Source organism: Pseudomonas sp. UBA6753, from assembly GCF_002453565.1.
GTDB lineage: Bacteria > Pseudomonadota > Gammaproteobacteria > Pseudomonadales > Pseudomonadaceae > Aquipseudomonas > Aquipseudomonas putida_Z.
The window spans coordinates 173,626-196,557 of record NZ_DKHD01000002.1 but is presented as its reverse complement, the minus strand read 5'-3'; the positions used below and the strand labels follow the sequence as shown (position 1 = coordinate 196,557).

The window sequence follows — 22,932 nt, the reverse complement described above, 5'->3', positions numbered from 1 at the left end:
GGGGGGGGGCCCCGCGAAGAAGGCGACGCGGTCCAGAATTTCTACTCGATCGTCGATGATGCTCGACCACCGGCTTTTCATGCCGCCGGACAAAGCAGGCATAATACCGCGCCTTCTACACTCAAGCGCATTTTCACAGATTGCCGGACGCCCCTTTGACCCAGGCCCATGCCTCCCATGTATCGCCCCGTCCCTCGGCCTGCCCGGGGTTGTGGCGCATCGTCAGTGCCCGTGATGGCGGCATCTGCCGCATCAAGCTGCCGGGCGGCCTGCTGCTGGCCGACCAGGCCGACGCAGTGGCGGCGGCTGCCGAGCGTTTCGCCGGTGGCGTGATCGAGGCCACCAACCGCGGCAACCTGCAGATTCGCGGCATCGGCAGCGAGCATCGCGGCCTGGTCGAGACACTGCTCGCAGCCGGCCTGGGCCCACGTGATGCCGCCGGTGACGATGTGCGCAACCTGATGCTCAGCCCGCTGGCCGGGCATGACCCGGCGATGCTGCTGGACGCTCGGCCGCTGGCCGGGCAGATCCTCGACCTGCTGGAAGGCACCCCGCGTTTTCACCAGTTGTCGGCCAAGTTCGCCGTGCAGCTGGATGCCGGCGAAAACCTGGCCATGCTTGAACACCCCCATGACCTGTGGCTGTCGGCCCTGCGCCTGGGGCAGCAGACCTGGCTGGTGTTCGGCCTGGCGGGTTGCCCGGCAGACGGCCAGGTGCTCGGTGCGGTGCCGGCGGACCAAGGCCTGGCACTGGTGCGTGCGGTGCTGGAGCGCTTCCTCGACCTGGCCACCCCGGCACAGTCGCGCATGCGCCAGTTGCTAGAGGTGTGTTCGGCAACCGATTTCATCGACGGGCTCGGCCTGGCCATCCGCCGCGATGCCGCCGTGCTCGCATGGCGGCGTGCACCCCGCAACGTCTCGTGGCTGGGCGTTCTGCCCCAGGTGCAGGGCGTCGCCTTGGGCGTTGCCCCGCCGCAGGGGCGCCTGACCCCGGCCATGCTGCGTGGCGCCGCGCGCGTTGCCCGTGAACATGGCGATGGCAGCCTGCGGCTGAGCCCCTGGCAAAGCCTGGTGCTGACCAACCTGCAAGCGCAACACATCGATCACGCCCAGGCCGGGTTGTCCGCACTGGGCCTGCTATGCCACGACCATGAGCCACTGGCACGCATAAGCGCCTGTACCGGCGCCAGTGGCTGTGCCAAGGCCCTGGGCGAGACCAAGGCCGACGCCGTCACCCTGGCTGCACTGCTCGGCCCTGGCGTGCCCGGTAGCGTGCACTTGTCCGGTTGCCCCCGATCCTGCGCCGTGGCCCATGTTGCCCCGGCCACCCTGCTGGCCCGCGCGCCGGGCCGTTACGACCTGTACCTGCGTGATGCGCGCCTGCCGGGCTTCGGCGCCCTGCGCGCCACCGACCTTACCTTGAATGAAGCAGGCGCCATGCTCGACCTGCCGACGGAGCACCTTGATGATTGACTACATCCGCGATGGTCAGGAGATCTATCGCAATTCCTTCCGGATCATCCGCGAGGAAGCCCGACTCGAGCGGATCCCCGCAGACCTCGAAAAGCTCGCCGTGCGCGTGATCCACGCCTGTGGCATGGTCGACGCCATCGATGGCCTGCAGTTCTCCGAAGGCGCCGGCCGGGCCGGGCGCGAGGCGTTGCTGAACGGCGCGCCGATCCTGTGTGATGCGCACATGGTCGCCGAAGGCATTACCCGCGCCCGCCTGCCCGCCGATAACAAGGTCATCTGCACCCTGCGCGACCCGAGCGTACCGGGCCTGGCGAAAGACGCCGGCAACACCCGTTCCGCCGTGGCCCTGGAGCTGTGGCGACCGCACCTGGAAGGCAGTGTGGTGGTGATCGGCAACGCGCCTACCGCGCTGTTCTACCTGCTGGAAATGCTCGACGCCGGCGCCCCGAAACCAGCACTGATCCTCGGCTTCCCGGTCGGCTTCGTCGGTGCCGCCGAGTCCAAGGCGATGCTCGCCGCCGACAGCCGTGGCGTGCCGTTCGTGATCATGCAGGGCCGCCTGGGCGGCAGCGCGATGGCCGCCGCTGCGGTCAACGCCCTCGCCACGGAGGTGGAATGATGGCGCCGCGTGGACGTCTGCTGGGCCTGGGCGTGGGCCCTGGCGACCCTGAACTGATTACCCTCAAGGCCCTGCGCCTGCTGCGTGAAGCGCCCGTGGTCGGCTACTTCGTGGCCAAGGGCAAGCGCGGCAACGCCTTCGGCATCATCGAGGCGCACCTGCAGCCCGAGCAGACCTTGTTGCCGCTGGTCTACCCGGTAACCACCGAAGCGCTGCCAGCGCCGCTGTCCTATGAACAGGTGATCAGCGACTTCTACGACGAGGCCAGCGTGCAGGTAGCCGAGCACCTGGATGCCGGCCGCGACGTGGCGGTGATCTGTGAAGGCGACCCGTTCTTCTATGGTTCCTACATGTACCTGCACGACCGCCTGGCGCAGCGCTACGAGGCCGAAGTGATCCCCGGCGTCTGCTCGATGCTCGGTGGCGCCTCGGTACTGGGCGCGCCGCTGGTTTACCGCAACCAGAGCCTGTCGGTGCTGTCTGGCGTGTTGCCGGCCGAGGAGCTCAAGCGTCGCCTGGCCGACGCCGACGCGGCGGTGATCATGAAGCTTGGCCGCAACTTCCCCAAGGTGCGCGAAGTGCTGGCCGAACTGGACCTGGACGGGCGCGCGCTGTATGTGGAGCGGGCGACCATGGCCAACCAGAAGATCGTGCCGCTGGACCAGGTCGACCCACAGTCGTCGCCGTACTTCTCGCTGATCATCGTGCCGGGTGAAAAATGGCAGGGCTGAGCATGCATCAGGCACCGGCGATCGTCATCCTTGGCCAGGGCAGCCTGGCCACGGCGCAGCGTATCCAGCAGTGTTATCCACAAGCATCGATCCATGGCCTGGAAGGCCGGGTCGAGGGTGCCGACCTTTGCTACACCGCGTTTGGCGATACCCTGCGTGGGTTGTACCAGCAGAACACGCCGATCATCGCCCTGTGCGCGGCGGGTATCGTCATCCGCAGCCTGGCCGGCCTGCTCAGCGAGAAAGGTGTCGAGCCACCGGTACTGGCCGTGGCCGAAGACGGCAGTGCCGTAGTGCCGTTGCTCGGGGGCCTTGGCGGTGTGAACGTGATGGCGCGCGAAATCGCTGAAGCACTGGGCGTTGCTGCGGCCATCACCACCAGCGGCGAGCTGCGTTTCGGCACCTGTCTGCTGAACCCGCCACAGGGCTATGCGCTGGCGGATATCGAGCAAGGCAAGCGCTTTGTCTCCGACCTGCTGGCTGGCGAGGCGGTGCGCATCGAAGGTGACGCGCCGTGGCTGCAGCAGGCGCAGTTGCCTGCCAGCGAGGCGGCCCGGCGTACCATCCATGTGGGGCACCAGGCGCGCCCGGCCAGCCGCGACGAGCTGCTGATCCACCCGCGTTCGGTGGTAGTGGGTGTTGCTGGCGGCAGCCTGGCCAGTATCCGTGCGGCATTGCAGCAGGCCGGCATCGCCGAGCCTGCAGTGGCCTGCCTGCTGGCCGACGAGCAAGCCATGGCCGACAGCGCCCTGCACGAGGCCGCACAGGCCCTGGGGGTTGCCTTGCGCTTTGCTGCCAGGACGCAGGATCTCGCCAGCATGGTTGCTGTGGCATTGCCTGCTGCGCAGCTGATCGAGGTGGCAGATGTGGTCATCGCGGTGGCGCCTGCCCCGGTCGAGGTGGCGCAGATCGGTCGTCGTCGGGGTCGCCTGGCGGTCATCGGCCTGGGGCCGGGTGCAGCCGAGCTGATGGTGCCGGCGGTCAAGGCCGAACTGGCGCGAGCCGAGGATGTGCTCGGTTACGAAACCTACGTGCGCATGGCCGGCCCGTTCCGTGACGACCAGGTGCTGCACTGCACCGACAACCGTGAAGAGATGCAGCGTGCCCGGCATGCCTTCGAACTGGCGGCCCAGGGCCGTTCGGTGGTGGTGGTGTCGTCGGGCGACCCGGGTGTGTTCGCCATGGCAGCTGCGGTACTTGAAGCGCTGCACGCGTCCACTGAGCCGGCCTGGCACCGGGTGGATCTCGAGATCCTGCCGGGGGTGTCAGCCTCGCTCGCGACCGCCGCCCAGGCGGGTGCGCCGCTGGGGCATGACTTCTGCGTGATGTCGCTGTCGGACAACCTCAAGCCGTGGTCGATCATTGAAAAGCGTCTGGACCTGGCGGCCCAGGCCGACCTGGTGCTGGCGTTCTACAACCCGATTTCCAAGGCAAGGCCGCACCAGCTCGGGGTAGCGCTGGAGGTCGTGCGTCGGCATCGCGCGGGGAACACGCCTGTAGTCCTTGGTCGTGACATCGGTAGGCCGGGGCAGACGCTGAAGGTCGTCACATTGGCTGAGCTGCTGCCGGAAATGGTCGACATGCGCACCATGGTGCTGGTCGGCTCATCTACAACCTGCGTGTTTCCTCGCCTCTCGGGTGGGGTGTGGGCCTACACGCCGCGTTGGTACCCGTCGGCCGACTAGTTGCACCGGAAACCCTTCAGCGCGCTGCATCCTGGGCGCGCTGGCTAAGGTGGTCGCCCCTGACTCGGGGCAACCATCTAGGAGTTTCCACATGTCCACAGATACACAAGTCACTGCAACCGACACAGCGATCCTGGTCGAAGGCAACCTGCTGGCCTGCGGCGCAGGCATGTCTTCGCAAAGCCGTCATGACGTAAAGAACGCCTTCCACTTTGCCACCTTGGTGGCTGACAAGTCCTTCGATGCCGAAAAACAGAGCAGGGAGTGGTACGACCGGTTCATCGATGTCATGCGTGATCTTGGCTTTACCATCCCTCGTCGCACCTTCGAGCTGGAAACCTCTGCCGAGCTGTCTGTCACCATAGGTGCTGTCGCTGTACGGGCGATCGGTGCGGTCGGTAATGCGGTGCTGGGTGGTTCCAAGTTGGGTGTGCTGGCCAAGGCGGCCTTCGACAAACTCACCACTGTCGAAAATGACATCAAGGTGGTCGATCACAAACGCAAGAACAAGGTCAGGGGCATGGTCGGGATGGCCGCCTGCGTGGAAACCGACAACAACGATGTGGTCATGGTGGTGAGCTGCATCCAGGCCTCTGCCCCAAAACTGGAAGATGACATCCTGGGTATCCAGTGGAAGCTGGAAAAGACCGAGTACTACGCCGGCATGGCTGTGCTCACCCTCAACACTTTCGTCTACGACAAGGTCCGCGAAACCGTGGAAAACAAACTCGGCGTGCGCAGCGTCGAGAACGTTCTCCAGTACGACATCTGATTGCAGGGCGGCGTTGTTGCAACGCCGCCTTGTTCGGCTCTTTGTGACGAGGCAACGCAATGGACAGAACAGCTGAACAACTGATGTTGATTGGCGGGACGGCATTACTGTATCGCGCGGACGCTGGCCAGATTCAACGCCAGGCTGCCTTCGACTCCATCCTTTACGCCCAGTTGGTGGCCAACAGGAATGCGGGGTCACGCTTTGACAACTATGAAGCCTGGTATGACGCCTATCGCGAGGCATATCGGCAACTGGGCTGGATCAAGCTGGCCAGTACGCATGACCTGAAACAGTTGGGGCAACCCGCCCGCAGCGCGCAAATACAGCCGCTCGAGGCGTGGCTGAAGATGCGCTCGATCCGTCATGAGGCCGTGCTGGCTGCAGTCAGAAGCGGCTTGGGCCGATCGATCGAAGGTTTTCGCCACCAGCTGAAGTTCTGCACGCAGGGTTCGCAGCTGGTGATCGAGCTTGGCCTGCTCAAGCCGGGGCCGGCGCTCGACCTTTGCAGTATCACCCTGCAATTCGACAAGCCGATCGCCGGCATCTCTCAGGACATGCTGCTGGTCGAAAAGGCGCTGGAGGGCGAAGCCGGGTTCAATGGCGTTTCCTTGCAGCTGGACAACGGGCGCTTCCAACACCAGCGAGATGAACTGCAGGCATTGATGAAAACCAAGGATGCACAGGGGGAGTACCGGTTCGACCTCAATCCGGCGATGGTCAGGGCGCCAGGTAGCCTTTGATACCGGTAAAGATGATTTGTGCAGCCAGGGCGCAGACGAACAGCCCCATCAGCCGGCTGACGATCTGCAGGCCCTGGTCGCCGAGGATGCGCTCGATACGGTGTGACAGGTACAGCACCAGGCCGACGGTAAAACTGGCCAGGGCGATGCTGATGATGGCCAACAGCTTGTCGTCCCAGTGCGGGTGGCCGACGCCCATTACCAGCAGTGCACCGATGGTGCCGGGGCCGACGGTCAGTGGGATGGTCAGCGGCACGATGGTGACATCCTGCTGCACGTTGTCGGCCTGTACCGCGGACTTGCCTTGGGCCATGCCTAGTGCCGAGATGAACAGCACGCTGCCGGCGCCGATGCGGAAGGCGTCGGCGGTGATGCCGAAGATGCCGAAGATCGCCCGCCCGAACAGGTACAGCAAAACACTGGCGATCAGCGCGGCGATGGCCACCTTCCATGCCAGCTGCTTGCGCTCCTTGCTGGAGTGGCCGCGGGTCAGGCTGATGAAGCACGACAGCACGAAGAACGGGCTGTAGAGCACGAGCATTTTCAGGTAGACGCTGAACAACTCATGGAGCATGGGGGGTAGTCCAGGCAGTTATGGCTGGGCAGAGTTTATCAGCAGATTCTATTGATAGCCTGTGCCGGCCTCTTCGCGGGTGAACCCGCTCCCACAGGGATAGCATTGCCTTCAGGCCTTATGCAGTACCTGTGGGAGCGGGTTTACCCGCGAAAAGGCCGGCACAGGCGCCTCAGATCAGGAACTATGTACCGGATCCACCTTGGCTTCCCGGTGATTGGCCCAGTACTGGATCAGCTCTCGCAACTGCGACAGTTCCACCGGTTTGGCCATGTGCCCGTCCATGCCCGCCAGGCGGGCGCGTTCCTTGTGTTCGGCAAGTATGTGCGCGGTCAGCGCCACCACCGGGGTGCGCTGGCGCTGGTTGGCCGCTTCCCAGGCGCGCAGCTGCTGGGTGGCCGAGAAGCCGTCCAGTATCGGCATTTCGCAGTCCATCAGCACCAGGTCATAGCGCTGCGCCTTCATCGCCTGCAAGGCCTCTTCGCCATTGCTGGCGGTGTCGGGCTCGAGGTTGAGCTTGCCGAGCATGCCGCGGATCACCTTGGTCGAGATGCTGTTGTCCTCGGCGACCAGCACGCGGAAATCGCCGGGCAGGTCCAGTGCCTGGGGGATGCCGGGCAAACTGGCTGGTATGGCTTGCTCGCGGCCGCGCTGGGCCAGTTCTTCGGCCAGGGTGGTTTTCAGCGTGTAGCCTGCCACCGGCTTGGCGAGGATCCGCTTGACCCCGGCGTTGCGCGCAATGACCTTGCTCGGCGCGTTGCTGATGCCGGTGAGCATCACCACCAGGATGTCGTGGTTCAGGCTCGGGTCTTCCTTGATCTTGGCGGCCAGCTGCATGCCGGTCATGCCTGGCATGTTCTGGTCCAGCAGCACGGCATCGAAGTAGTCGCGCAGGTGGGCCTTGGTGCGCAGCAGGGCCAGCGCTTCCTTGCCCGACGGGACCGCGCTGACGTTCATGCCCCAGGCACTGCACTGCTGTACCAGCACCTTGCGGCAGGTGTCGTTGTCGTCCACCACCAGTACGCGAGCATCGCGCAGCGGGCTGTCCAGGTCGGCTGGTGGCTGTTCCAGGCGCGAAGGGTCCAGCGGCAGGGTCAGCCACAGGGTGTTGCCCATGCCGGTGCTGCTCTTGATGCCGAACTCGCCCTGCATCAGGCCGATCAGCTGCTTGGCGATGACCAGCCCCAGGTGGCCGCCCAGCTTGTTGCTGGACAGGAAGTGGTGGCTATGCAACTCGGCCTGCAGCAGGGCTTCGCGGTCAGCGGCGGGCAACGGTTCGCCGCTGTCCTGCACGGCGATGCGCAGGCGCGGTACCTCGCCGCGCTGGTCCAGCGCCACTACCAGCAGGATCTCGCCCTGGTCGGTGTTTTTCAGGGCATTCTCCAGCAGGCTCGACAAGGCCTGGCGCAGGCGCGTCGGGTCGCCGCTGATCACCCGTGGTACCTGCGGCTGGGTGAAGCTGATCAGTTCGATGTTCTGCTGTTCGGCCTTGGCGCGGAAGATGTTCAGGCAATCTTCGATCAGCGCGTTGAGGTCGAACTGCACGTCATCGAGTTCGATCTGCCGGGATTCCAGCTTGGAAATGTCGAGAATCTCGTTGATCAGCGTGAGCAGTTCGTTGCCGGCGCTGTGAATGGTCTGCACGTAGTCGCGCTGCTTGACCGACAGCGGCGTGCCCAGCAGTAGCTCGGTCATGCCCAGCACGCCGTTCATGGGGGTGCGGATTTCGTGGCTGATCTTGGCCAGGAACTCGGCCTTGGCGTTGATTTCGGCATCGCTGGCGGCCAGGGCGCGGCTGGCGCTGAAGCGCTCTTCGCTCATGCGCCGCAGGCGTTCGCTGACTGCCAGGTTGAGCAGCAGGCCGCTGGCCACGGTCAGCCCCAGCAGGATGCACAGCAGCCAGGGCGTCGAGGTACGGGTCAGGCCCAGCAGCGCTGGCAGCAGCACCAGCCCACCGAGGTTGAACACCACCATGGCCAGGCTGAACAGGCGTGCGGGGGCATAGCCCTTGTACCAGTGGTAGCTGCTGACCAGCAGCATGCTCACGCTGCCCAGGGCCATCAGGGCGTAGGTCATCAGGTTCAGGGGCAGGGTGTCGACGAACAGCAGCACCAACCCGCTCAACCCGACCACCAGCATCTCGCCCTGCAGCAGGCGGTTGAGCCGTGGCGAGTTGCATGGCGAGAAGAAATGCTGGGTGAAACACAACCCGGCCAGCCCGGCCAGGACCAGCGTCAGGTATGCGGCGGGCGTCTGCGCGCTGTGCCACACGTGCCACCAGGGGCCGCTGAGGTTCAGCAGGATCAGGCCGCTGAGTAGCATCAGGCCGTGGTACAGCGCCAGGATCAGGGTGGTGCTGGAGCGGCTGTAGAGGAAGCGGATCAGGTTGTGCATGATCAGCATCACCAGGCCGCCGAACAGCATGCCGAACAGCAGCGGCTGGCGCTGGTCGGAGGCTGCCACGGCCGCAGGCTCCAGGCTGATTGCCGGGCGCAGCTGGTGCTCGGAAACCAGGCGCAGGTAGATATCCAGGGGTTGCTTGCTGTTGGGCAGGGGCAGTACATGGTCGCTGCCACGCAGGGTCGGGCTGGCATTGCCGGCTTGGCGCCCGTGGTGCAGCTGACGCAGAAGCTGGTCGCCCTCGAGGGCGTAGAGGTCCAGGCCAGAAAGGTCTGGGGCGAAAACCCGCAGCAGTTGTTCCTGCTCGCCGGGCTCCAGGCGGTAGTGCAGCCACAGGGCCTGTTCCGCAGGGGCGGCATCCAGGTCGGCGAGTACCAGCGGGCTGAACTGGTTGCGGTAACGCTCGGAGCGCACGTCGCTCAGTTGCAGGTTGGCCTGTTCGTCGAGCAGAACGGCCCAGCCTCCGTCATGTTCGGCCGCAGCCGGGAACATGCAGAGCAAGGTCAGCAAGCTGACGATCAGAGCTGAGGCAATCCGAAGCCGACGCACTACGAAATCCCTTCTTAGCCAAGGTGCCGGGTATTAACTATGCGCGGCGCGCCAAGTCGAAGGCAAGGCCCCTCGGGGCCCTGTCGACGAGCCGGATGCCGCAGGCGCAAGGTGCTGGAGCGCGCTGCGGCAGCCCGGTACAACTTACTGCTGGTGCTCACCGCGCTCGCGGGCAATGGCCCGGTAGCCGATGTCGGTGCGGTAGAAGCTGCCGTTCCAGCTTACTTCCTTGGCCAGGCGGTAAGCCTGCTGCTGCGCGTCGGCAACGGTGCTGCCCATGGCGGTGGCACACAGTACGCGGCCGCCGTTGGTGGTCACCTTGCCATCCTTCAGTGCGGTACCGGCGTGGAACACCTTGCCTTCGATCTTCGCGGCAGCGTCCAGGCCGTTGATCACGTCACCCTTGGCGTAGTCGCCCGGGTAGCCGCCGGCAGCCAGTACCACGCCCAGGCTCGGGCGCGGGTCCCACTGTGCTTCGACCTTGTCCAGCGCCTTGGCGAATGCGGCCTCGACCAGCAGCACCAGGCTCGACTCCAGGCGCAGCATGACTGGCTGGGTCTCAGGGTCGCCGAAGCGGCAGTTGAACTCGATGACCTTGGGGTTGCCCGCCTTGTCGATCATCAGGCCGGCGTAGAGGAAGCCGGTGTAGACGTTGCCTTCCTCGGCCATGCCGCGCACGGTCGGCCAGATCACCTGGTCCATCACGCGCTGGTGCACTTCGGCGGTGACCACCGGGGCAGGGGAGTAGGCACCCATGCCGCCGGTGTTCGGGCCGGTGTCCTGGTCGCCGACGCGCTTGTGGTCCTGGCTGGTGGCCATGGGCAGCACGTTCTGGCCGTCGACCATGACGATGAAGCTGGCTTCCTCGCCGTCGAGGAACTCCTCGATCACCACGCGGGAGCCCGCATCGCCGAAGGCGTTGCCGGCCAGCATGTCACGCACGGCGGCTTCGGCTTCTTCCAGGGTCATGGCGACGATCACGCCCTTGCCCGCGGCCAGGCCGTCGGCCTTGATCACGATCGGCGCGCCTTTTTCCTGCAGGTAGGCCAGCGCCGGCTCGATTTCGGTGAAGTTCTGGTAGTCGGCGGTCGGGATCTTGTGACGCGCCAGGAAGTCCTTGGTGAAGGCCTTGGAGCCTTCCAGCTGGGCCGCGCCCTTGGTCGGACCGAAGCAGTCCAGGCCGCGGCTGCGGAACAGGTCGACCACGCCGATGACCAGCGGTGCTTCCGGGCCGACGATGGTCAGGTCGACGTTCTTCTCGGCGAAGTCAGCCAGTTGCTCCAGGGCGCAGACGTCGATGGCGACGTTCTCGCACTTGGCTTCAATGGCGGTGCCGGCGTTGCCCGGGGCAACGAAGACTTTTTCCACGCGTGGGTCCTGGGCGACTTTCCAGGCCAGGGCGTGCTCACGGCCGCCGCTGCCGATGATCAAAACTTTCATGTCAAAACCTCGATTCAGGTGATCCCGAGGCTGGTGGGGAACGCTGTGGGAGCGGGCGTGCCCGCGAATGCGGCGGTGAATTCACCATCGTATTCGCGGGCACGCCCGCTCCCACAGGATCGCCGCTTGCCCGGGATCCGCGTAATTAGTGGCGGAAGTGGCGCATACCGGTGAAGACCATGGCGATGCCGGCTTCGTCAGCAGCAGCAATCACCTCGGCATCACGCATCGAACCACCCGGCTGGATCACGGCGCTGATACCCACTTTAGCCGCATTGTCGATGCCATCACGGAACGGGAAGAACGCGTCCGACGCCATGACTGCGCCCTGCACCTGCAGGCCGGCATGCTCGGCCTTGATTGCAGCAATGCGCGCGGAGTTGACGCGGCTCATCTGGCCGGCGCCGACGCCGATGGTCTGGCGCTGCTTGGCGTAGACAATGGCGTTGGACTTGACGAACTTGGCCACTTTCCAGGCGAACACCAGGTCGTGGATCTCTTGCTCGGTCGGCGCGCGCTTGGTGACGATCTTCAGGTCATCGGCGGTGATCATGCCGATATCGCGGCTCTGCACCAGCAGGCCACCGTTGACACGCTTGAAGTCCCAACCGGCAGCGCGCTCGGCTGGCCACTCGCCGCATTCCAGCAGGCGTACGTTCTGCTTGGCTGCAACCACGTCGCGGGCAGCCTGGGAGATTTTCGGGGCGATGATCACTTCGACGAACTGGCGGTCGACGATGGCCTTGGCGGTTTCGCCGTCCAGCTCGCGGTTGAAGGCGATGATGCCGCCGAACGCCGACTCGGTGTCGGTGGCATAGGCCAGGTCGTAGGCCTTGCGGATGCCGCCTTCGTCTTCAGGTACCACGGCCACGCCGCATGGGTTGGCGTGCTTGACGATGACGCAGGCCGGCTTGACGAAGCTCTTCACACACTCCAGTGCGGCGTCGGTGTCGGCCACGTTGTTGAACGACAGTTCCTTGCCCTGCAGCTGGATGGCGGTGGAAACGCTGGCTTCGCCTTTTTTCGCTTCCACGTAGAACGCCGCGCTCTGGTGCGGGTTCTCGCCGTAGCGCATTTCCTGGGCCTTGACGAACTGGCTGTTGAAGGTGCGCGGGAATTCGCTGCGGTCTTCAGTGCTCAGGGTCTCTTTGGCCTGATCGATGGTGCCCATGTAGTTGGCGATCATGCCGTCGTAGGCGGCGGTGTGCTCGAACGCCTTGAGCATCAGGTCGAAGCGCTGGGCGTAGGTCAGGCCACCGGCCTTGAGGCCTTCGACGATGCCGGCGTAGTCGCTGGCGTTGACCACGATGGCCACGTCCTTGTGGTTCTTGGCAGCCGAACGGACCATGGTCGGGCCGCCGATGTCGATGTTCTCGATGGCGGTCGGCAGATCACAGCCAGGCTTGGAAATGGTGGCTTCGAACGGGTACAGGTTGACTGCTACCAGGTCGATCGGCTTGATGCCGTGCTCGTTCATGATGGCGTCGTCGGTGCCGCGACGGCCCAGGATGCCACCGTGGATTTTCGGGTGCAGGGTCTTGACCCGGCCATCCATCATTTCGGCGAAGCCGGTGTAGTCGGCCACTTCCACCGCGTTGACGCCGTTGTCCTTGAGCAGCTTGTAGGTGCCGCCGGTGGACAGGATCTCGACACCGAGCTGCTGCAGCTCACGGGCGAATTCGAGGATACCGGTCTTGTCGGAGACGCTGATCAGGGCGCGGCGGACTGGCAGGCGGGTAGTCTGGTCGGTCATTTCGGGTTCCAATAACGCGGTGGAGTCAGCAAAAAAGGCGCCTCTGTTCAGGGAGCCGCCTTTTCTGGTTGGGATTCTGGCTTACAACAAGTCGTACTGCTTGAGCTTCTTGCGCAGGGTGCCTCGGTTCAGCCCGAGCATCTCGCTGGCCTTGGTCTGGTTGCCCTTCACGTAGTTCATCACGCTTTCGAGCAGGGGCGCCTCGACTTCGGAGAGCACCAGGTTGTACACGTCCGTCACGGTCGCGCCTTCCAGGTGGGCGAAGTAGTTGTGCAGCGCCTTCTCGACGCTGTCGCGAAGGGTCTGGCCCTCTTCGCTCGGCGTGTTGAGGTGCTGTTTCAGGTTGGCGTTGTCGCTCACGGGCGTTGTTCCACTCACAAATGTCTCGGTCATCATCGTCATGCGGCCACCCCTTGTCCGTCCTCTGTCTCAAGGCTCTGTCGACGTTCGCTGAAAAACGCGCGAACGTTGGCGCACTGCGCTTGTGTGTCTTCCAAAGCGTTGAACCGGGAGCGAAACTCCTTGCCGCCGGGTCGTGTTGCCAGGTACCAGCCAACGTGCTTGCGGGCGATACGTACGCCCATCACATCGCCATAGAAGGCATGCAGCGCGGCCAGGTGCTCCAGCAGGATGCGTTCCACTTCGTCCAGCTGCGGCGCTGGCAGGTGTTCGCCAGTGCGCAGGTAATGCTCGATCTCGCGAAAGATCCATGGCCGCCCCTGGGCGGCCCGGCCGATCAACAGGCCGTCTACCCCGGTGGCGTCCAGCACCGCCCGGGCCTTTTCTGGCGAGGTGATATCGCCGTTGGCAAAAACCGGGATCGACACCGCCTGCTTGATGGCAGCGATGGTGTCGTATTCGGCTTCGCCGGTGTACAGGTCGGCGCGTGTGCGGCCATGCACCGCCAGCGCCTGGATGCCGGCCTGCTCGGCGATCCTCGCCACGTTCAGGCCGTTCTTGTTCGCCCGGTCCCAGCCGGTGCGGATCTTCAGGGTCACCGGGACGTCCACGGCGCCGACCACGGCGTGGAGAATCTCGCTGACCAAGGCTTCATCTCTCAATAAAGCAGAGCCTGCGGCTTTGTTGCAGACTTTTTTTGCCGGGCAGCCCATGTTGATATCAATGATCTGGGCGCCTGCTTCGACGTTGGCCTTTGCCGCCGCTGCCATCATCTGCGCATCACCACCGGCGATCTGTACCGAGCGTGGCTCGGGATCACCTTCATGGATGCGGCGCAGGCTCGACTTGCGGCTGTTCCACAGGCTCATGTCGCTGGAGACCATTTCCGACACCACCATGCCGGCGCCCAGGCGCTGGCAAAGTGTACGGAAAGGCTGGTCCGTGACCCCGGCCATGGGCGCGAGGATCAGGTTGTTACGTAGTGTGTATGGGCCGATGCGTACCGCCGACATAGGTGATCCCTGTTGTGGGGCCGAATCTTGGAGTTCGAAAAAGGGTTGGCATGATACCCGCTCTCGGTGACCGGATAAAGATGGATTTGGATAAAATCTGAACAGTTGTCGGCTTATGACATTTGGTATGGGGGACGGATCCAGGACCTTGCGCGGCCCCTGTGGGAGCGGGCGTGCCCGCGAAGCAGGCGGCGCAATGGCTGGCACGGGCTTCGCCCGTGTTCGCGGGCACGCCCGCTTCCACAGGGTTGGTGGTTATTCCGGCGAGCGGAAGCTCAGGCTGTAATTGACGGCCTTCGGCCCCGGGTCGAGGATGTCCAGGGCGATGTGGATCGGAGTCTGGCTGGGCATTTCACCGCGCCCGGCCAGTTCGCCGGACAGGTACTCGCTGGGCTTGAAGCGCCGGCTGGCGATCAGCTGGCCATTGAGGTCTGCGAAGCGCAGTTCCAGCAGCGGGAACGGCTGGGCGAACGGCGCGCGGTTGTAGATGATCGCATCGACGATCAGTGCGCCCTTGAAGTCCGGGTGGCTGCGTACTACCAGGTTGCTGCTCTTGATTCGGGCGATATCGACGCGGGTCGGCACTTCGCAGCCGACCAACGGGCAGACTTGCTGGAAGAGCGGCCGGTACTGGTCCTGGCGGGCCATTTCATCGAAGTGGAACCACACGTACTGGAACGCCAGCAAGCCAGCGGCCAGCAGGGTCAGGAAGCCCCACAGCAGGCGCTTGCCCCAGTTGGGTGCGGGCTTTTCCCAGCCCAGTTGCAGCGGGTCGTCGACCACGTCGACCAGCGGCTCCTTGCGCGCCGGGCGCTCGGCTTTGCCGGCAAGGCCTGGTTCCAGGCGTTCGCCGGGCAGCGGCTCGACAGGCTCGTCATCGCGCGCCGACAGGTGCAGCTCCAGCGGCTCGTCGTCGCGGGCACTCAGGCCCTGTACCGGGGCTTCATCATCGCTGGCACGCAGCGGTTCGTTGAATTCGGGGTGGTCATCGATTTCGACGGCACGGTGTACCGGTGGCTCGTCGTCGATGTCCAGGTCCAGATTGCCACCTAACGTCGGCTCGGTACGCTCGCCCGGGACGGGCTCCAGGTCCAGCTCCAAGGGCTCCGGCTCCCGCAGCACGGGCGCGGTTTCTATCGCCGGTTGCGGTTCGAACGGTTCATCGGTAGCCGTACCGAACAGGTCGTCGGCATGTTCGTCCGGGTGCAGTTCGTCACGCCGCGCCTGCAGGCCGTCATCCTGGCTGGCCGGGCGAGCCGTGGCCGGTTGGCCGCGGCGCTCCAGGCGCTCCAGTTCCATGTCGAGGTCGAGCGCGTCCAGCGCCTGGTTGGTGAGCGCCCAGTCCTCGTCCGGAGTGGTGCCGGGTTCGCTGGCGAGAGGCTCGGGTGCGATCACCGGTTCGGCCAGCGGCTCGGCAGGGGCGGCAGGCATCGGTGCCGGCACCACAGGTGCGCTGGCTCCGCCGGTGCGGTTCTGCTCCAGCAGCTGCTTGGCGGCGTTGAACACCTGCAGGCAGTGGCCGCAGCGCACTACACCGCGGGCCACGCTCAACTGGTGGTGGGTGACGCGAAAGCTGGTCTGGCAATGCGGGCACTGGGTGACGAAACTGTCGGTCATGCGGCAATCCGGGAGCTGTGCAGAAAAGTATTCTAGGCCCGCTTAACGGCGGCGACCACTGATGCGCACCCAGCCGTCGCGCACGACGATCGGGTCCAGCTCGAAGTCGGCGGCATAGGCCGCGGCCACTTCCTCACCCTGCTCGGCGAGGATGCCCGACAGCGCCAGCAGGCCACCTGGGCGGACCAGGCCGGACAGTTGCGGTGCCAGCGACACCAGCGGGCCGGCGAGGATGTTGGCGACCAGCACGTCGGCCTGCATGGCCGGCATGTGCTCGGGCAGGTACAGCGCCAGCTTCTCATCGGCGATGCCGTTGCGCTGGGCGTTGTCGCGCGAAGCCTCGATGGCCTGCACGTCGATGTCGGTACCGACCGCTTCACGGGCGCCCAGCAGCAGCGCGGCGATGGCCAGAATGCCCGAGCCGCAGCCGAAGTCCAGCACCTGGGTGCCTTCGAGTTGCTGGCCGTCGAGCCATTCCAGGCACAGGGCGGTGGTCGGGTGGGTGCCGGTGCCGAACGCCAGGCCCGGGTCGAGCAGCAGGTTCACCGCGTCCTGTTCCGGGGCCTCGTGCCAGCTGGGCACGATCCACAGGCGGCGGCCGAAGCGCATCGGCTGGAAGTTGTCCATCCAGCTGCGTTCCCAGTCCTGGTCCTCGATCACCTCGGCCTGGTGCTCGGGCAGCTCGGCGCCGGTCAGCAGGCGCAGGTGGGCGAATACCTGCTCAGGGTCGGCATCGGCCTCGAACAGGGCCAGCAGGTGGGTGTGCGACCACAGCGGGGTGGTGTTGAGGTCTGGCTCGAAGATCGGTTGATCCTCAGCGTCCATGAACGTGACCGAGACGGCACCCACTTCGAGCAGGGCATCTTCGTAGGTTTCGGCTTGTTCCGGGCTGATGGCCAGGCGTACTTGCAGCCAGGGCATGGCGGGCACCTTTGGTAAATCGACAGGGGCAGCCCTAGGCTGCGCGAAGGCTGGCAGTTTACGCGAGTGCGGTGGGTTTGTAGAGGAGGCCAGGCACGGACATCGTTGGGGCTACTGCCTTGCACAACATTGAAATCCTGGCATGCACCCTGTGGGAGCGGGCGCGCCCGCGAACACGGGCGAAGCCCGTGCCATCCACCGCGGTGCTTGCTTCGCGGGCATGCCCGCTCCCACAGAAACTGTGGTGTATCAGACAAAACAGAGGGAAAGCGACTCAGCTATATAAGCAGGCTTCTCTTCTCCCTCGATTTCCAGCGTGGCAATCGCCTTGAGCAACCATTGCCCCGGCCTCTTCTCCGTCACCTCGGCCAAATCCACCTTCAGCCGCACCTGGCTGTCGACCTTGACCGGCTGGATGAACCGCACGCTGTCCAGTCCGTAGTTCACCACCATCTTCAGCCCTTCCGGCAGGACCAGGATGTCCTCGATCAGTTTGGGAATCAGCGACAACGTCAGGAAACCGTGAGCGATAGTGCCGCCAAACGGGGTTTTCGCCGCCTTTTCCGGGTCGACATGGATGAACTGGAAATCGCCAGTGGCTTCGGCGAACAGGTTGATGCGCTGCTGGTCGATCTTCAGCCAGGCCGAGCGGCCCAGTTCCTTACCAACGTACTGCGAAAGCTCTGTAACCGGTACATGGGGCATCGCGGACTCTCCAGGTTGTCAGTTGGTACGAAAGTGCAAGATCAGCACGGCGAACCGTTTCAGTCAAGTTGCGCGCTTTTCGACGAATATCGGTATATGGCGGCACATGCTTATAATGGCGGCCATGCCCGAGGGAGATGCTTATGCTGTTGCGTGGTTTGACCTGGCTGGTGCTGTTCCAGCTGCTGGGGACGGCAATCAACCACCTGTTGGTGCCGTTTTTGCCGGGGCCGATCATCGGCCTGTTGCTGCTGTTGTTCTTCCTCATGGCCCGTGGTGAGGTGGGCAAGCCGCTGAACGAGGCCGCCAGCAGCCTGCTGCGCTACCTGCCGCTGTTGCTGGTGCCGCCAGCGGTGGGGGTGATGGTGTATGCCAAGGATATCGCCGCGGACTTCTGGGCTATTGCCGGTGCCTTGCTGATCTCCTGCCTGGTGACCCTGGTGTTCGTTGGCGTGTTGATGCAAAAGCTCATCCACCGCCAGGGCCGGCGCGAGGAGCAGCCATGATGCTCGACTGGCAAGGCGCACTGGATGCGGTCGTTCATCATCCCTTGTTCGGTATCGGCATCACGCTTGGGGCCTACCAGGTGGTGCTGGCGGCCTACGAGAAGACCCGCTGGATCTTCCTGCAGCCGGTACTGGTGTCGATGCTGCTGGTGATCGGTGTGTTGCTGGTGTGTGGCATCGACTACAGCGAATACCGCAAGAGCACCGAAATCATGAACATCCTGCTGGGGCCTGCCACCGTGGCCCTGGCCGTGCCGCTCTACCTCAACCTGCGGCGTATCCGGCAGCTGTTCTGGCCCACATTTACTACGCTGGTAGTCGGAGGCCTGTTCGCCACGCTGTGCTGCCTGTTGCTGGGCTGGTGGTTCGGTGCCGAGCACATGATCCTGATGACCATGGCGCCGAAATCGGTGACCTCGCCGATCGCCATGCTGGTGGCCGAGCAGATTGGCGGCGTGGCGGCCCTGGCGGCGGTGTTCGTGCTGATTACGGGGGTGATCGGGGCAATCTTCGGCCCGGCGCTGCTGAGCCGTTTTGGCGTGCATAGCCCCGAGGCGCGCGGCATGTCTCTGGGCGTGACCGCGCACGCGGTGGGCACTTCGGTGGCCCTGCAGGAAAGTGACGAATGCGGCGCCTTTGCCGCGCTGGCGATGAGCCTGATGGGGGTGGCCACGGCGGTGTTCCTACCGCTGGCGGTCAGCCTGGTGGCTTGAGGACTTGTGATGACGCTACCGCTGTTTCCCCTCAATACCGTGCTGTTTCCTGGTTGTTTCCTCGATTTGCAGATTTTCGAGGCACGCTATCTGGACATGATCGGGCGCTGCATGAAACGGGGCGAAGGTTTTGGTGTGGTGTGCATCCTGGAAGGCGAGCAGGTCGGCAAGGCGCCGCCGGTGGTTGCCTCGATCGGCTGCGAGGCGGTGATCCGTGACTTCGTGCAGCAGGATAACGGCTTGCTGGGTATCCGCGTCGAAGGTGTGCGGCGCTTCAACCTGGACAGTACCGAGGTGCAGAAGGACCAGTTGCTGGTGGGGCAGGTGCAATGGCTGCCGGAGCAGGCGGACAGCCCATTGCTCGAGGCGGACGAAGACCTGCTGGCGTTGCTGGTGGCGCTGGGCGAACACCCGATGGTCGAAGCCTTGGACATGCCGCGCCCGGTGGACGGGCGCCAGGCGCTGGCCAACCAGCTGGCGTACCTGCTGCCATTCATGGAAGAGGACAAGCTGGATTTGCTGACCCTCGACTCGCCACAGGAGCGGTTGGGGGAAATCCAGAAGCTGCTGGAGCGGATTCAGGGTGAATTGTTTGCCTGATAGTGATGGGTTGCCAGTGCCGGCCTTTTCGCGGGTAAACCCGCTCCCACAGAGATAGCGCCGTTCTCAGGCTTGATGCAGTACCTGTGGGAGCGGGTTTACCCGCGAAGAGGCCGGTACAGGCGACATCAATATTGATACCGCAGCAAAGCCTGCGGCAGCGCATGCATGGCAAAGAACGCCAGCAACGCGACACACGCCGGCAGCACCAGCCACCACACCCGCAGCGGCAAGGCAGGCAGGGTCTGGTGGCGCTGCACCAGTGCCAGGCTGAGCGCGCACACACAGCACGCCAGCAAGGCCCCGGCGAGGATGTCGGTCGGCCAGTGCGCCCCCAGGTACACCCGTGACAGGGCAATCGCCAGCGCTGGAATACAGCCCAGCATCACCCAGGTCAGGCGCATCCGCGGCGGTTGCCCGCGCCCGGCCAGCACCGCCATCACCAGAAAGAACGCAAACGACGCCGAACTGTGCCCGCTGGGCATGCTGTAGCTGGTCAGCGGGTCACTCAGCACTTCCGGGCGGGCCCGGGCGAACAGCCACTTCAGCGTGCCGTTGGCAAGCGCCGTACCCATCAGCGCGCCCGCAGCGAACATGGCATGCCGCCACTGCCGGGCAAGCAGCAGCAGGCCCGTCAGCAGGCCGCCGAGGAACAACTGGGTGCGGAAATCGCCCAGCCGGGTCACCAGCACCACGGCGCCATCGATGGCCTGGCTACGGTGTTCCTGCACCAGTGTCATCACGCCCTGGTCGAATTCGTGCAGGTAGGGCCAGCCGAGGAAGACCCCGGCCAAGGCCAGGAAACTCATGCCGGCGATCAGCCGGGTGCCGTGGCGTTGATCGCGAATGCTGGTGTTCAGGCTCAGCCCGATGATGACAGCCAGGGTCCCGGCGATTATCCCGGCATCCAGCCAGAAGCCTTCCGGCAAGGGCAGGCGCATGGCCGCGCCGGTAGCCCAGCCGGGCAGCAGGTAGGCCACCGCCCAGCCGGCACCGGCCACCAGGCTGACGGCGATGAAGCGCGGCAGTGGCATGTCGAACATGCCGGCGACCATCGGCAGCATTGGCCGCAGCGGCCCGATGAAGCGCCCTACCAGCAGGCTGGCGATGCCGTAGCGCTGGAAGTAGGCCTCGGCACTGCCGATCCATTCCGGATGGTGGCGCAGCAGGGGCAGGCGGCGGATATTCTGGTGGAAGTACTTGCCCACCGTGTACGACAAGGCATCGCCCACCAGGCCGCCGAGAAAGCCCAGCAGCAGCGTTTCGCCCAGGCTGAAGGCGCCGCTGCCGGCCAGTACCGCGACCGCGAACAGCAGCACGGTGCCTGGCACGATGATGCCGGCAATGGCCAGGCACTCGATGCAGGCCACCAGGAAAATTGCCAGGCCAAGCCACTGCGGGTTGGCGCTGAGCCAGCCGGTCAGGCTGTCGAGCCATTGGCCCATGGTTCAGCTTCCTTGTTCGAGAATGAAGAAGTCGCGGTCTTCGACTTGGCCACGACGTAACGGGTTCCGCGTGCAGAAACGGGCGTATTCGGCATCGACGAAACGGTAGGGCAGGTGCTCGTCGCGGCCATGCGGGATGCCCAGGCGGGCGGTCTGGATCACCCGTGGCACGGCGTTGCCGCAATCTTCCACGTACAGGCGCTCGGCGTCGAAACGCTGGGCGTCCCAGTGCGGCACCTTCAGGCCCAGAGCCCGGCACAGCAAGGTCTGGCCGGCGCACAGGCGCTCGGCCGGGCGGAGGTTGCCGCTGGCATCGGGGTTGTTCAGTTGCATCTGCGCCAGGCTGTTCGGCCCCGAGCGGGCGTCCTGCCAAGGATAGGCCGACTTGATCAGCACCGCGTTGCCCGGCCCGTGGGCGCTGAAGTTCAGCGAGTCGCCGCCGCGCGCGTAGTACATATAGATGTGCCCGCCATCGAGGAACAACGCCTTGCGTTTCTCGGTGTAGCCGAGCGAGGCGTGGCTGCCCTTGTCGGTGAGGTAGTAGGCCTCGGTCTCGATGATGCGCGCGGCCAGCCACAGGTCGCTGTGGCGATGGCGGATGACCTTGCCCAGCAGGGCCTTGGCCAGGGTCTGGGCGTCGCGGTCGAAAAAGCTGTCGGGCAAGGCTGGCATGCGGGCGGTTCGCGGTTGGGAAGGCGGGGATGATAGCAATGAATGGCTTAATCGAGGCTGAATCGAGTGGGATGTTGGCAGTGCCGGCCCTTTCGCGGGCTCGCCCGCTCCCACAGGTACCTCGGAGGTCCCAGGCCTTGTGCAATCCCTGTGGGAGCGGGTTTACCCGCGAAAGGGCCCTGACAGGAGATAGAAATTTCGATAACCCCGGTTACATCTTTCCTACACAATGCCCCCAGCCATTTTCTACCATCCGCCACCCGCCGCTGGGCGTACACCTGCGCGGCAGTTATAATCAGCCGATTTCCCCTTCGCCAAGACACCGAACCCATGACTGAGTCCGTTCTTGACTATATGACCCGCCTGGGTCGCGCTGCCCGTGAGGCTTCCCGGGTGATCGGCCGTGCCAGCACCGCGCAGAAGAACCGCGCCCTGCAAGCTGCCGCCGATGCACTGGACGCCGCTCGTGCCGAGCTGACCGCTGCCAACGAGCTGGACCTGGCCGCCGGCCGTGCCAACGGCCTGGAACCGGCGCTGCTCGACCGCCTGGCGCTGACCCCGGCGCGTATCGACGGCATGATCACCGGCCTGCGCCAGGTGGCCAGCCTGCCGGACCCGGTCGGTGCCATCCGCGACATGAGCTACCGCCCATCCGGTATCCAGGTCGGCAAGATGCGCACGCCGCTGGGGGTGATCGGGATCATCTACGAGTCGCGCCCGAACGTGACCATCGATGCCGCCAGCCTGTGCCTGAAGTCGGGGAACGCGACCATCCTGCGTGGCGGCTCCGAAGCCATCCACTCCAACCGCGCCATCGCCACCTGCATTCAGCGTGGCCTGGCTGCCGCCGGCCTGCCGGCAGCCGTGGTGCAGGTGGTCGAGACTACCGACCGCGAAGCCGTGGGCGCGCTGATCAGCATGCCGGAATTCGTCGACGTCATCGTGCCGCGCGGTGGCCGTGGCCTGATCGAACGCATCAGCCGCGATGCCCGCGTGCCGGTGATCAAGCACCTGGACGGTATCTGCCACGTCTACGTCAGCCAGCACGCCGACCTGGACAAGGCCTGGCGCGTGGCGTTCAACGCCAAGACCTACCGCTACGGCATCTGTGGCGCCATGGAAACGCTGCTGGTCGACCAGCAGGTGGCCGAGCGCTTCCTGCCGGAAATGGCCCGCCGCTTCCAGGAGAAGGGCGTCGAGCTGCGTGGCTGCGAGCGCACCCGGGCGATCATTGACGCCAAGCCCGCCACCGAGGCCGACTGGCACACCGAATACCTGGACGCGATCCTGTCGATTCGCGTGGTCGACGGCCTGGACCAGGCCATCGAGCACATCAACCACTATGGCTCGCACCACACCGATTCGATCATCAGCGAACACCAGGGTGAAGCTCGCCAGTTCATGGCCGAGGTCGACTCGGCGTCGGTCATGCTCAATACCCCGACCTGCTTCGCCGACGGCTTCGAGTACGGCCTGGGTGCGGAAATCGGCATTTCCACCGACAAGCTGCATGCCCGTGGCCCGGTCGGCCTGGAAGGCCTGACCTGCGAGAAGTACGTAGTGATCGGCGACGGCCAGCTGCGCGGCCAGGAGTCCTGCTGAG

Annotated in this window: 21 protein-coding genes; 10 read left to right on the top strand and 11 right to left on the bottom strand. The window is 64.9% G+C overall.

Translation table 11 applies throughout. From position 1 onward, the window contains the following. Nucleotides 1-140: 140 nt before the first annotated feature. The 6 genes from cobG (at nt 141) to B2790_RS01100 (ending at nt 6,022) form a co-directional block, all read left to right on the top strand. Entirely contained in the window at nt 141-1,472 is a 1,332-nt protein-coding gene (gene cobG / locus B2790_RS01125) for a precorrin-3B synthase (RefSeq protein ID WP_170978801.1), read from the top strand. After that, nucleotides 1,465-2,091 (top strand): precorrin-8X methylmutase, encoded by a 627-nt coding sequence (locus B2790_RS01120; protein ID WP_003257545.1) that lies wholly within the window; start codon nt 1,465-1,467, stop codon nt 2,089-2,091. The genes cobG and B2790_RS01120 overlap by 8 nt, the downstream gene beginning before the upstream one ends. After that, complete coding sequence (locus B2790_RS01115; protein WP_286918072.1) at nt 2,088-2,822, top strand: precorrin-2 C(20)-methyltransferase; 735 nt, start codon at nt 2,088-2,090, stop codon at nt 2,820-2,822. Before B2790_RS01120 ends, B2790_RS01115 begins: the two co-directional genes overlap by 4 nt. After that, the gene (cobJ, locus tag B2790_RS01110) at nt 2,810-4,507 is read left to right on the top strand and encodes a precorrin-3B C(17)-methyltransferase (RefSeq protein WP_286918071.1); all 1,698 of its coding nucleotides are present in this window, start codon (nt 2,810-2,812) and stop codon (nt 4,505-4,507) included. The genes B2790_RS01115 and cobJ overlap by 13 nt, the downstream gene beginning before the upstream one ends. Before the next feature lie 91 nt (nt 4,508-4,598). Beyond that, complete coding sequence (locus tag B2790_RS01105; RefSeq protein WP_286918070.1) at nt 4,599-5,279, top strand: hypothetical protein; 681 nt, start codon at nt 4,599-4,601, stop codon at nt 5,277-5,279. Between the two features lie 59 nt (nt 5,280-5,338). Continuing rightward, nucleotides 5,339-6,022: a hypothetical protein gene (locus tag B2790_RS01100; RefSeq protein ID WP_286918069.1), complete on the top strand. Its 684-nt coding sequence runs from the start codon at nt 5,339-5,341 to the stop codon at nt 6,020-6,022. Here B2790_RS01100 and B2790_RS01095 read toward each other — a convergent pair. From B2790_RS01095 to B2790_RS01055, 9 genes are all read right to left on the bottom strand, one after another. Next, complete coding sequence (locus B2790_RS01095) at nt 6,000-6,596, bottom strand: MarC family protein (RefSeq protein ID WP_013974374.1); 597 nt, start codon at nt 6,594-6,596, stop codon at nt 6,000-6,002. The genes B2790_RS01100 and B2790_RS01095 overlap by 23 nt on opposite strands. Before the next feature lie 177 nt (nt 6,597-6,773). Continuing rightward, nucleotides 6,774-9,545 carry a hybrid sensor histidine kinase/response regulator gene (locus tag B2790_RS01090; protein WP_025340782.1) on the bottom strand — a complete coding sequence of 924 codons (2,772 nt, stop codon included), beginning with the start codon at nt 9,543-9,545 and terminating at the stop codon, nt 6,774-6,776. 144 nt (nt 9,546-9,689) lie between these two features. Next, nucleotides 9,690-10,985: a phosphoribosylamine--glycine ligase gene (gene purD, locus B2790_RS01085; protein ID WP_075046492.1), complete on the bottom strand. Its 1,296-nt coding sequence runs from the start codon at nt 10,983-10,985 to the stop codon at nt 9,690-9,692. Between the two features lie 145 nt (nt 10,986-11,130). Beyond that, a complete protein-coding gene (gene purH / locus B2790_RS01080; RefSeq protein WP_075046491.1) occupies nt 11,131-12,738 on the bottom strand; it encodes a bifunctional phosphoribosylaminoimidazolecarboxamide formyltransferase/IMP cyclohydrolase in 1,608 nt (535 codons plus the stop codon). An 81-nt stretch (nt 12,739-12,819) separates the two neighbouring features. Then, on the bottom strand, nt 12,820-13,140 hold the full coding sequence (gene fis / locus B2790_RS01075; protein WP_012274390.1) for a DNA-binding transcriptional regulator Fis: 321 nt from the start codon (nt 13,138-13,140) through the stop codon (nt 12,820-12,822). Beyond that, nucleotides 13,137-14,150, bottom strand: coding sequence for a tRNA dihydrouridine synthase DusB (dusB, locus tag B2790_RS01070; protein WP_046613238.1), 1,014 nt, complete (start codon nt 14,148-14,150; stop codon nt 13,137-13,139). Before dusB ends, fis begins: the two co-directional genes overlap by 4 nt. Before the next feature lie 255 nt (nt 14,151-14,405). After that, the gene (locus tag B2790_RS01065; RefSeq protein ID WP_274120284.1) at nt 14,406-15,767 is read right to left on the bottom strand and encodes a DUF3426 domain-containing protein; all 1,362 of its coding nucleotides are present in this window, start codon (nt 15,765-15,767) and stop codon (nt 14,406-14,408) included. A 42-nt stretch (nt 15,768-15,809) separates the two neighbouring features. Next, nucleotides 15,810-16,688 (bottom strand): 50S ribosomal protein L11 methyltransferase, encoded by an 879-nt coding sequence (prmA, locus tag B2790_RS01060; RefSeq protein ID WP_025340777.1) that lies wholly within the window; start codon nt 16,686-16,688, stop codon nt 15,810-15,812. A 249-nt stretch (nt 16,689-16,937) separates the two neighbouring features. Then, on the bottom strand, nt 16,938-17,393 hold the full coding sequence (locus tag B2790_RS01055; RefSeq protein WP_286918068.1) for a MaoC family dehydratase: 456 nt from the start codon (nt 17,391-17,393) through the stop codon (nt 16,938-16,940). Between the two features lie 143 nt (nt 17,394-17,536). Here B2790_RS01055 and B2790_RS01050 point away from each other — a divergent pair, with 143 nt between their 5' ends. From B2790_RS01050 to B2790_RS01040, 3 genes are read left to right on the top strand one after another with little or no spacing between them, the layout of a single operon-like run. Beyond that, nucleotides 17,537-17,899, top strand: a complete 363-nt coding sequence (locus tag B2790_RS01050; protein ID WP_046613232.1) for a CidA/LrgA family protein — start codon at nt 17,537-17,539, stop codon at nt 17,897-17,899. After that, nucleotides 17,896-18,612: an LrgB family protein gene (locus tag B2790_RS01045; protein ID WP_013974365.1), complete on the top strand. Its 717-nt coding sequence runs from the start codon at nt 17,896-17,898 to the stop codon at nt 18,610-18,612. The genes B2790_RS01050 and B2790_RS01045 overlap by 4 nt, the downstream gene beginning before the upstream one ends. A 9-nt stretch (nt 18,613-18,621) precedes the next feature. Then, complete coding sequence (locus B2790_RS01040; RefSeq protein WP_075046485.1) at nt 18,622-19,212, top strand: LON peptidase substrate-binding domain-containing protein; 591 nt, start codon at nt 18,622-18,624, stop codon at nt 19,210-19,212. 128 nt (nt 19,213-19,340) lie between these two features. Here B2790_RS01040 and B2790_RS01035 read toward each other — a convergent pair whose 3' ends face one another. Further along, on the bottom strand, nt 19,341-20,657 hold the full coding sequence (locus tag B2790_RS01035) for a bifunctional DedA family/phosphatase PAP2 family protein (protein WP_025340772.1): 1,317 nt from the start codon (nt 20,655-20,657) through the stop codon (nt 19,341-19,343). Nucleotides 20,658-20,660: 3 nt separating this feature from the next. Next, nucleotides 20,661-21,329, bottom strand: a complete 669-nt coding sequence (locus tag B2790_RS01030) for a DNA-3-methyladenine glycosylase (protein ID WP_286918067.1) — start codon at nt 21,327-21,329, stop codon at nt 20,661-20,663. A 330-nt stretch (nt 21,330-21,659) separates the two neighbouring features. On the opposite strand from B2790_RS01030, the gene B2790_RS01025 reads away from it, so the two are divergent. Beyond that, nucleotides 21,660-22,931 carry a glutamate-5-semialdehyde dehydrogenase gene (locus B2790_RS01025; protein ID WP_025340770.1) on the top strand — a complete coding sequence of 424 codons (1,272 nt, stop codon included), beginning with the start codon at nt 21,660-21,662 and terminating at the stop codon, nt 22,929-22,931. The last annotated feature ends 1 nt before the right edge of the window (nt 22,932 follow it).

Coding starts and splice junctions, on each gene's coding strand:
- B2790_RS01120 (WP_003257545.1), top strand. CDS start 1,465: ATGATTGACTACATCCGCGATGGTCAGGAGATCTATCGCAATTCCTTC.
- B2790_RS01115 (WP_286918072.1), top strand. CDS start 2,088: ATGATGGCGCCGCGTGGACGTCTGCTGGGCCTGGGCGTGGGCCCTGGC.
- cobJ (WP_286918071.1), top strand. CDS start 2,810: ATGGCAGGGCTGAGCATGCATCAGGCACCGGCGATCGTCATCCTTGGC.
- B2790_RS01105 (WP_286918070.1), top strand. CDS start 4,599: ATGTCCACAGATACACAAGTCACTGCAACCGACACAGCGATCCTGGTC.
- B2790_RS01100 (WP_286918069.1), top strand. CDS start 5,339: ATGGACAGAACAGCTGAACAACTGATGTTGATTGGCGGGACGGCATTA.
- B2790_RS01095 (WP_013974374.1), bottom strand. CDS start 6,596: ATGCTCCATGAGTTGTTCAGCGTCTACCTGAAAATGCTCGTGCTCTAC.
- purD (WP_075046492.1), bottom strand. CDS start 10,985: ATGAAAGTTTTGATCATCGGCAGCGGCGGCCGTGAGCACGCCCTGGCC.
- purH (WP_075046491.1), bottom strand. CDS start 12,738: ATGACCGACCAGACTACCCGCCTGCCAGTCCGCCGCGCCCTGATCAGC.
- fis (WP_012274390.1), bottom strand. CDS start 13,140: ATGACGATGATGACCGAGACATTTGTGAGTGGAACAACGCCCGTGAGC.
- dusB (WP_046613238.1), bottom strand. CDS start 14,150: ATGTCGGCGGTACGCATCGGCCCATACACACTACGTAACAACCTGATC.
- B2790_RS01065 (WP_274120284.1), bottom strand. CDS start 15,767: ATGACCGACAGTTTCGTCACCCAGTGCCCGCATTGCCAGACCAGCTTT.
- prmA (WP_025340777.1), bottom strand. CDS start 16,688: ATGCCCTGGCTGCAAGTACGCCTGGCCATCAGCCCGGAACAAGCCGAA.
- B2790_RS01055 (WP_286918068.1), bottom strand. CDS start 17,393: ATGCCCCATGTACCGGTTACAGAGCTTTCGCAGTACGTTGGTAAGGAA.
- B2790_RS01050 (WP_046613232.1), top strand. CDS start 17,537: ATGCTGTTGCGTGGTTTGACCTGGCTGGTGCTGTTCCAGCTGCTGGGG.
- B2790_RS01045 (WP_013974365.1), top strand. CDS start 17,896: ATGATGCTCGACTGGCAAGGCGCACTGGATGCGGTCGTTCATCATCCC.
- B2790_RS01040 (WP_075046485.1), top strand. CDS start 18,622: ATGACGCTACCGCTGTTTCCCCTCAATACCGTGCTGTTTCCTGGTTGT.
- B2790_RS01035 (WP_025340772.1), bottom strand. CDS start 20,657: ATGGGCCAATGGCTCGACAGCCTGACCGGCTGGCTCAGCGCCAACCCG.
- B2790_RS01030 (WP_286918067.1), bottom strand. CDS start 21,329: ATGCCAGCCTTGCCCGACAGCTTTTTCGACCGCGACGCCCAGACCCTG.
- B2790_RS01025 (WP_025340770.1), top strand. CDS start 21,660: ATGACTGAGTCCGTTCTTGACTATATGACCCGCCTGGGTCGCGCTGCC.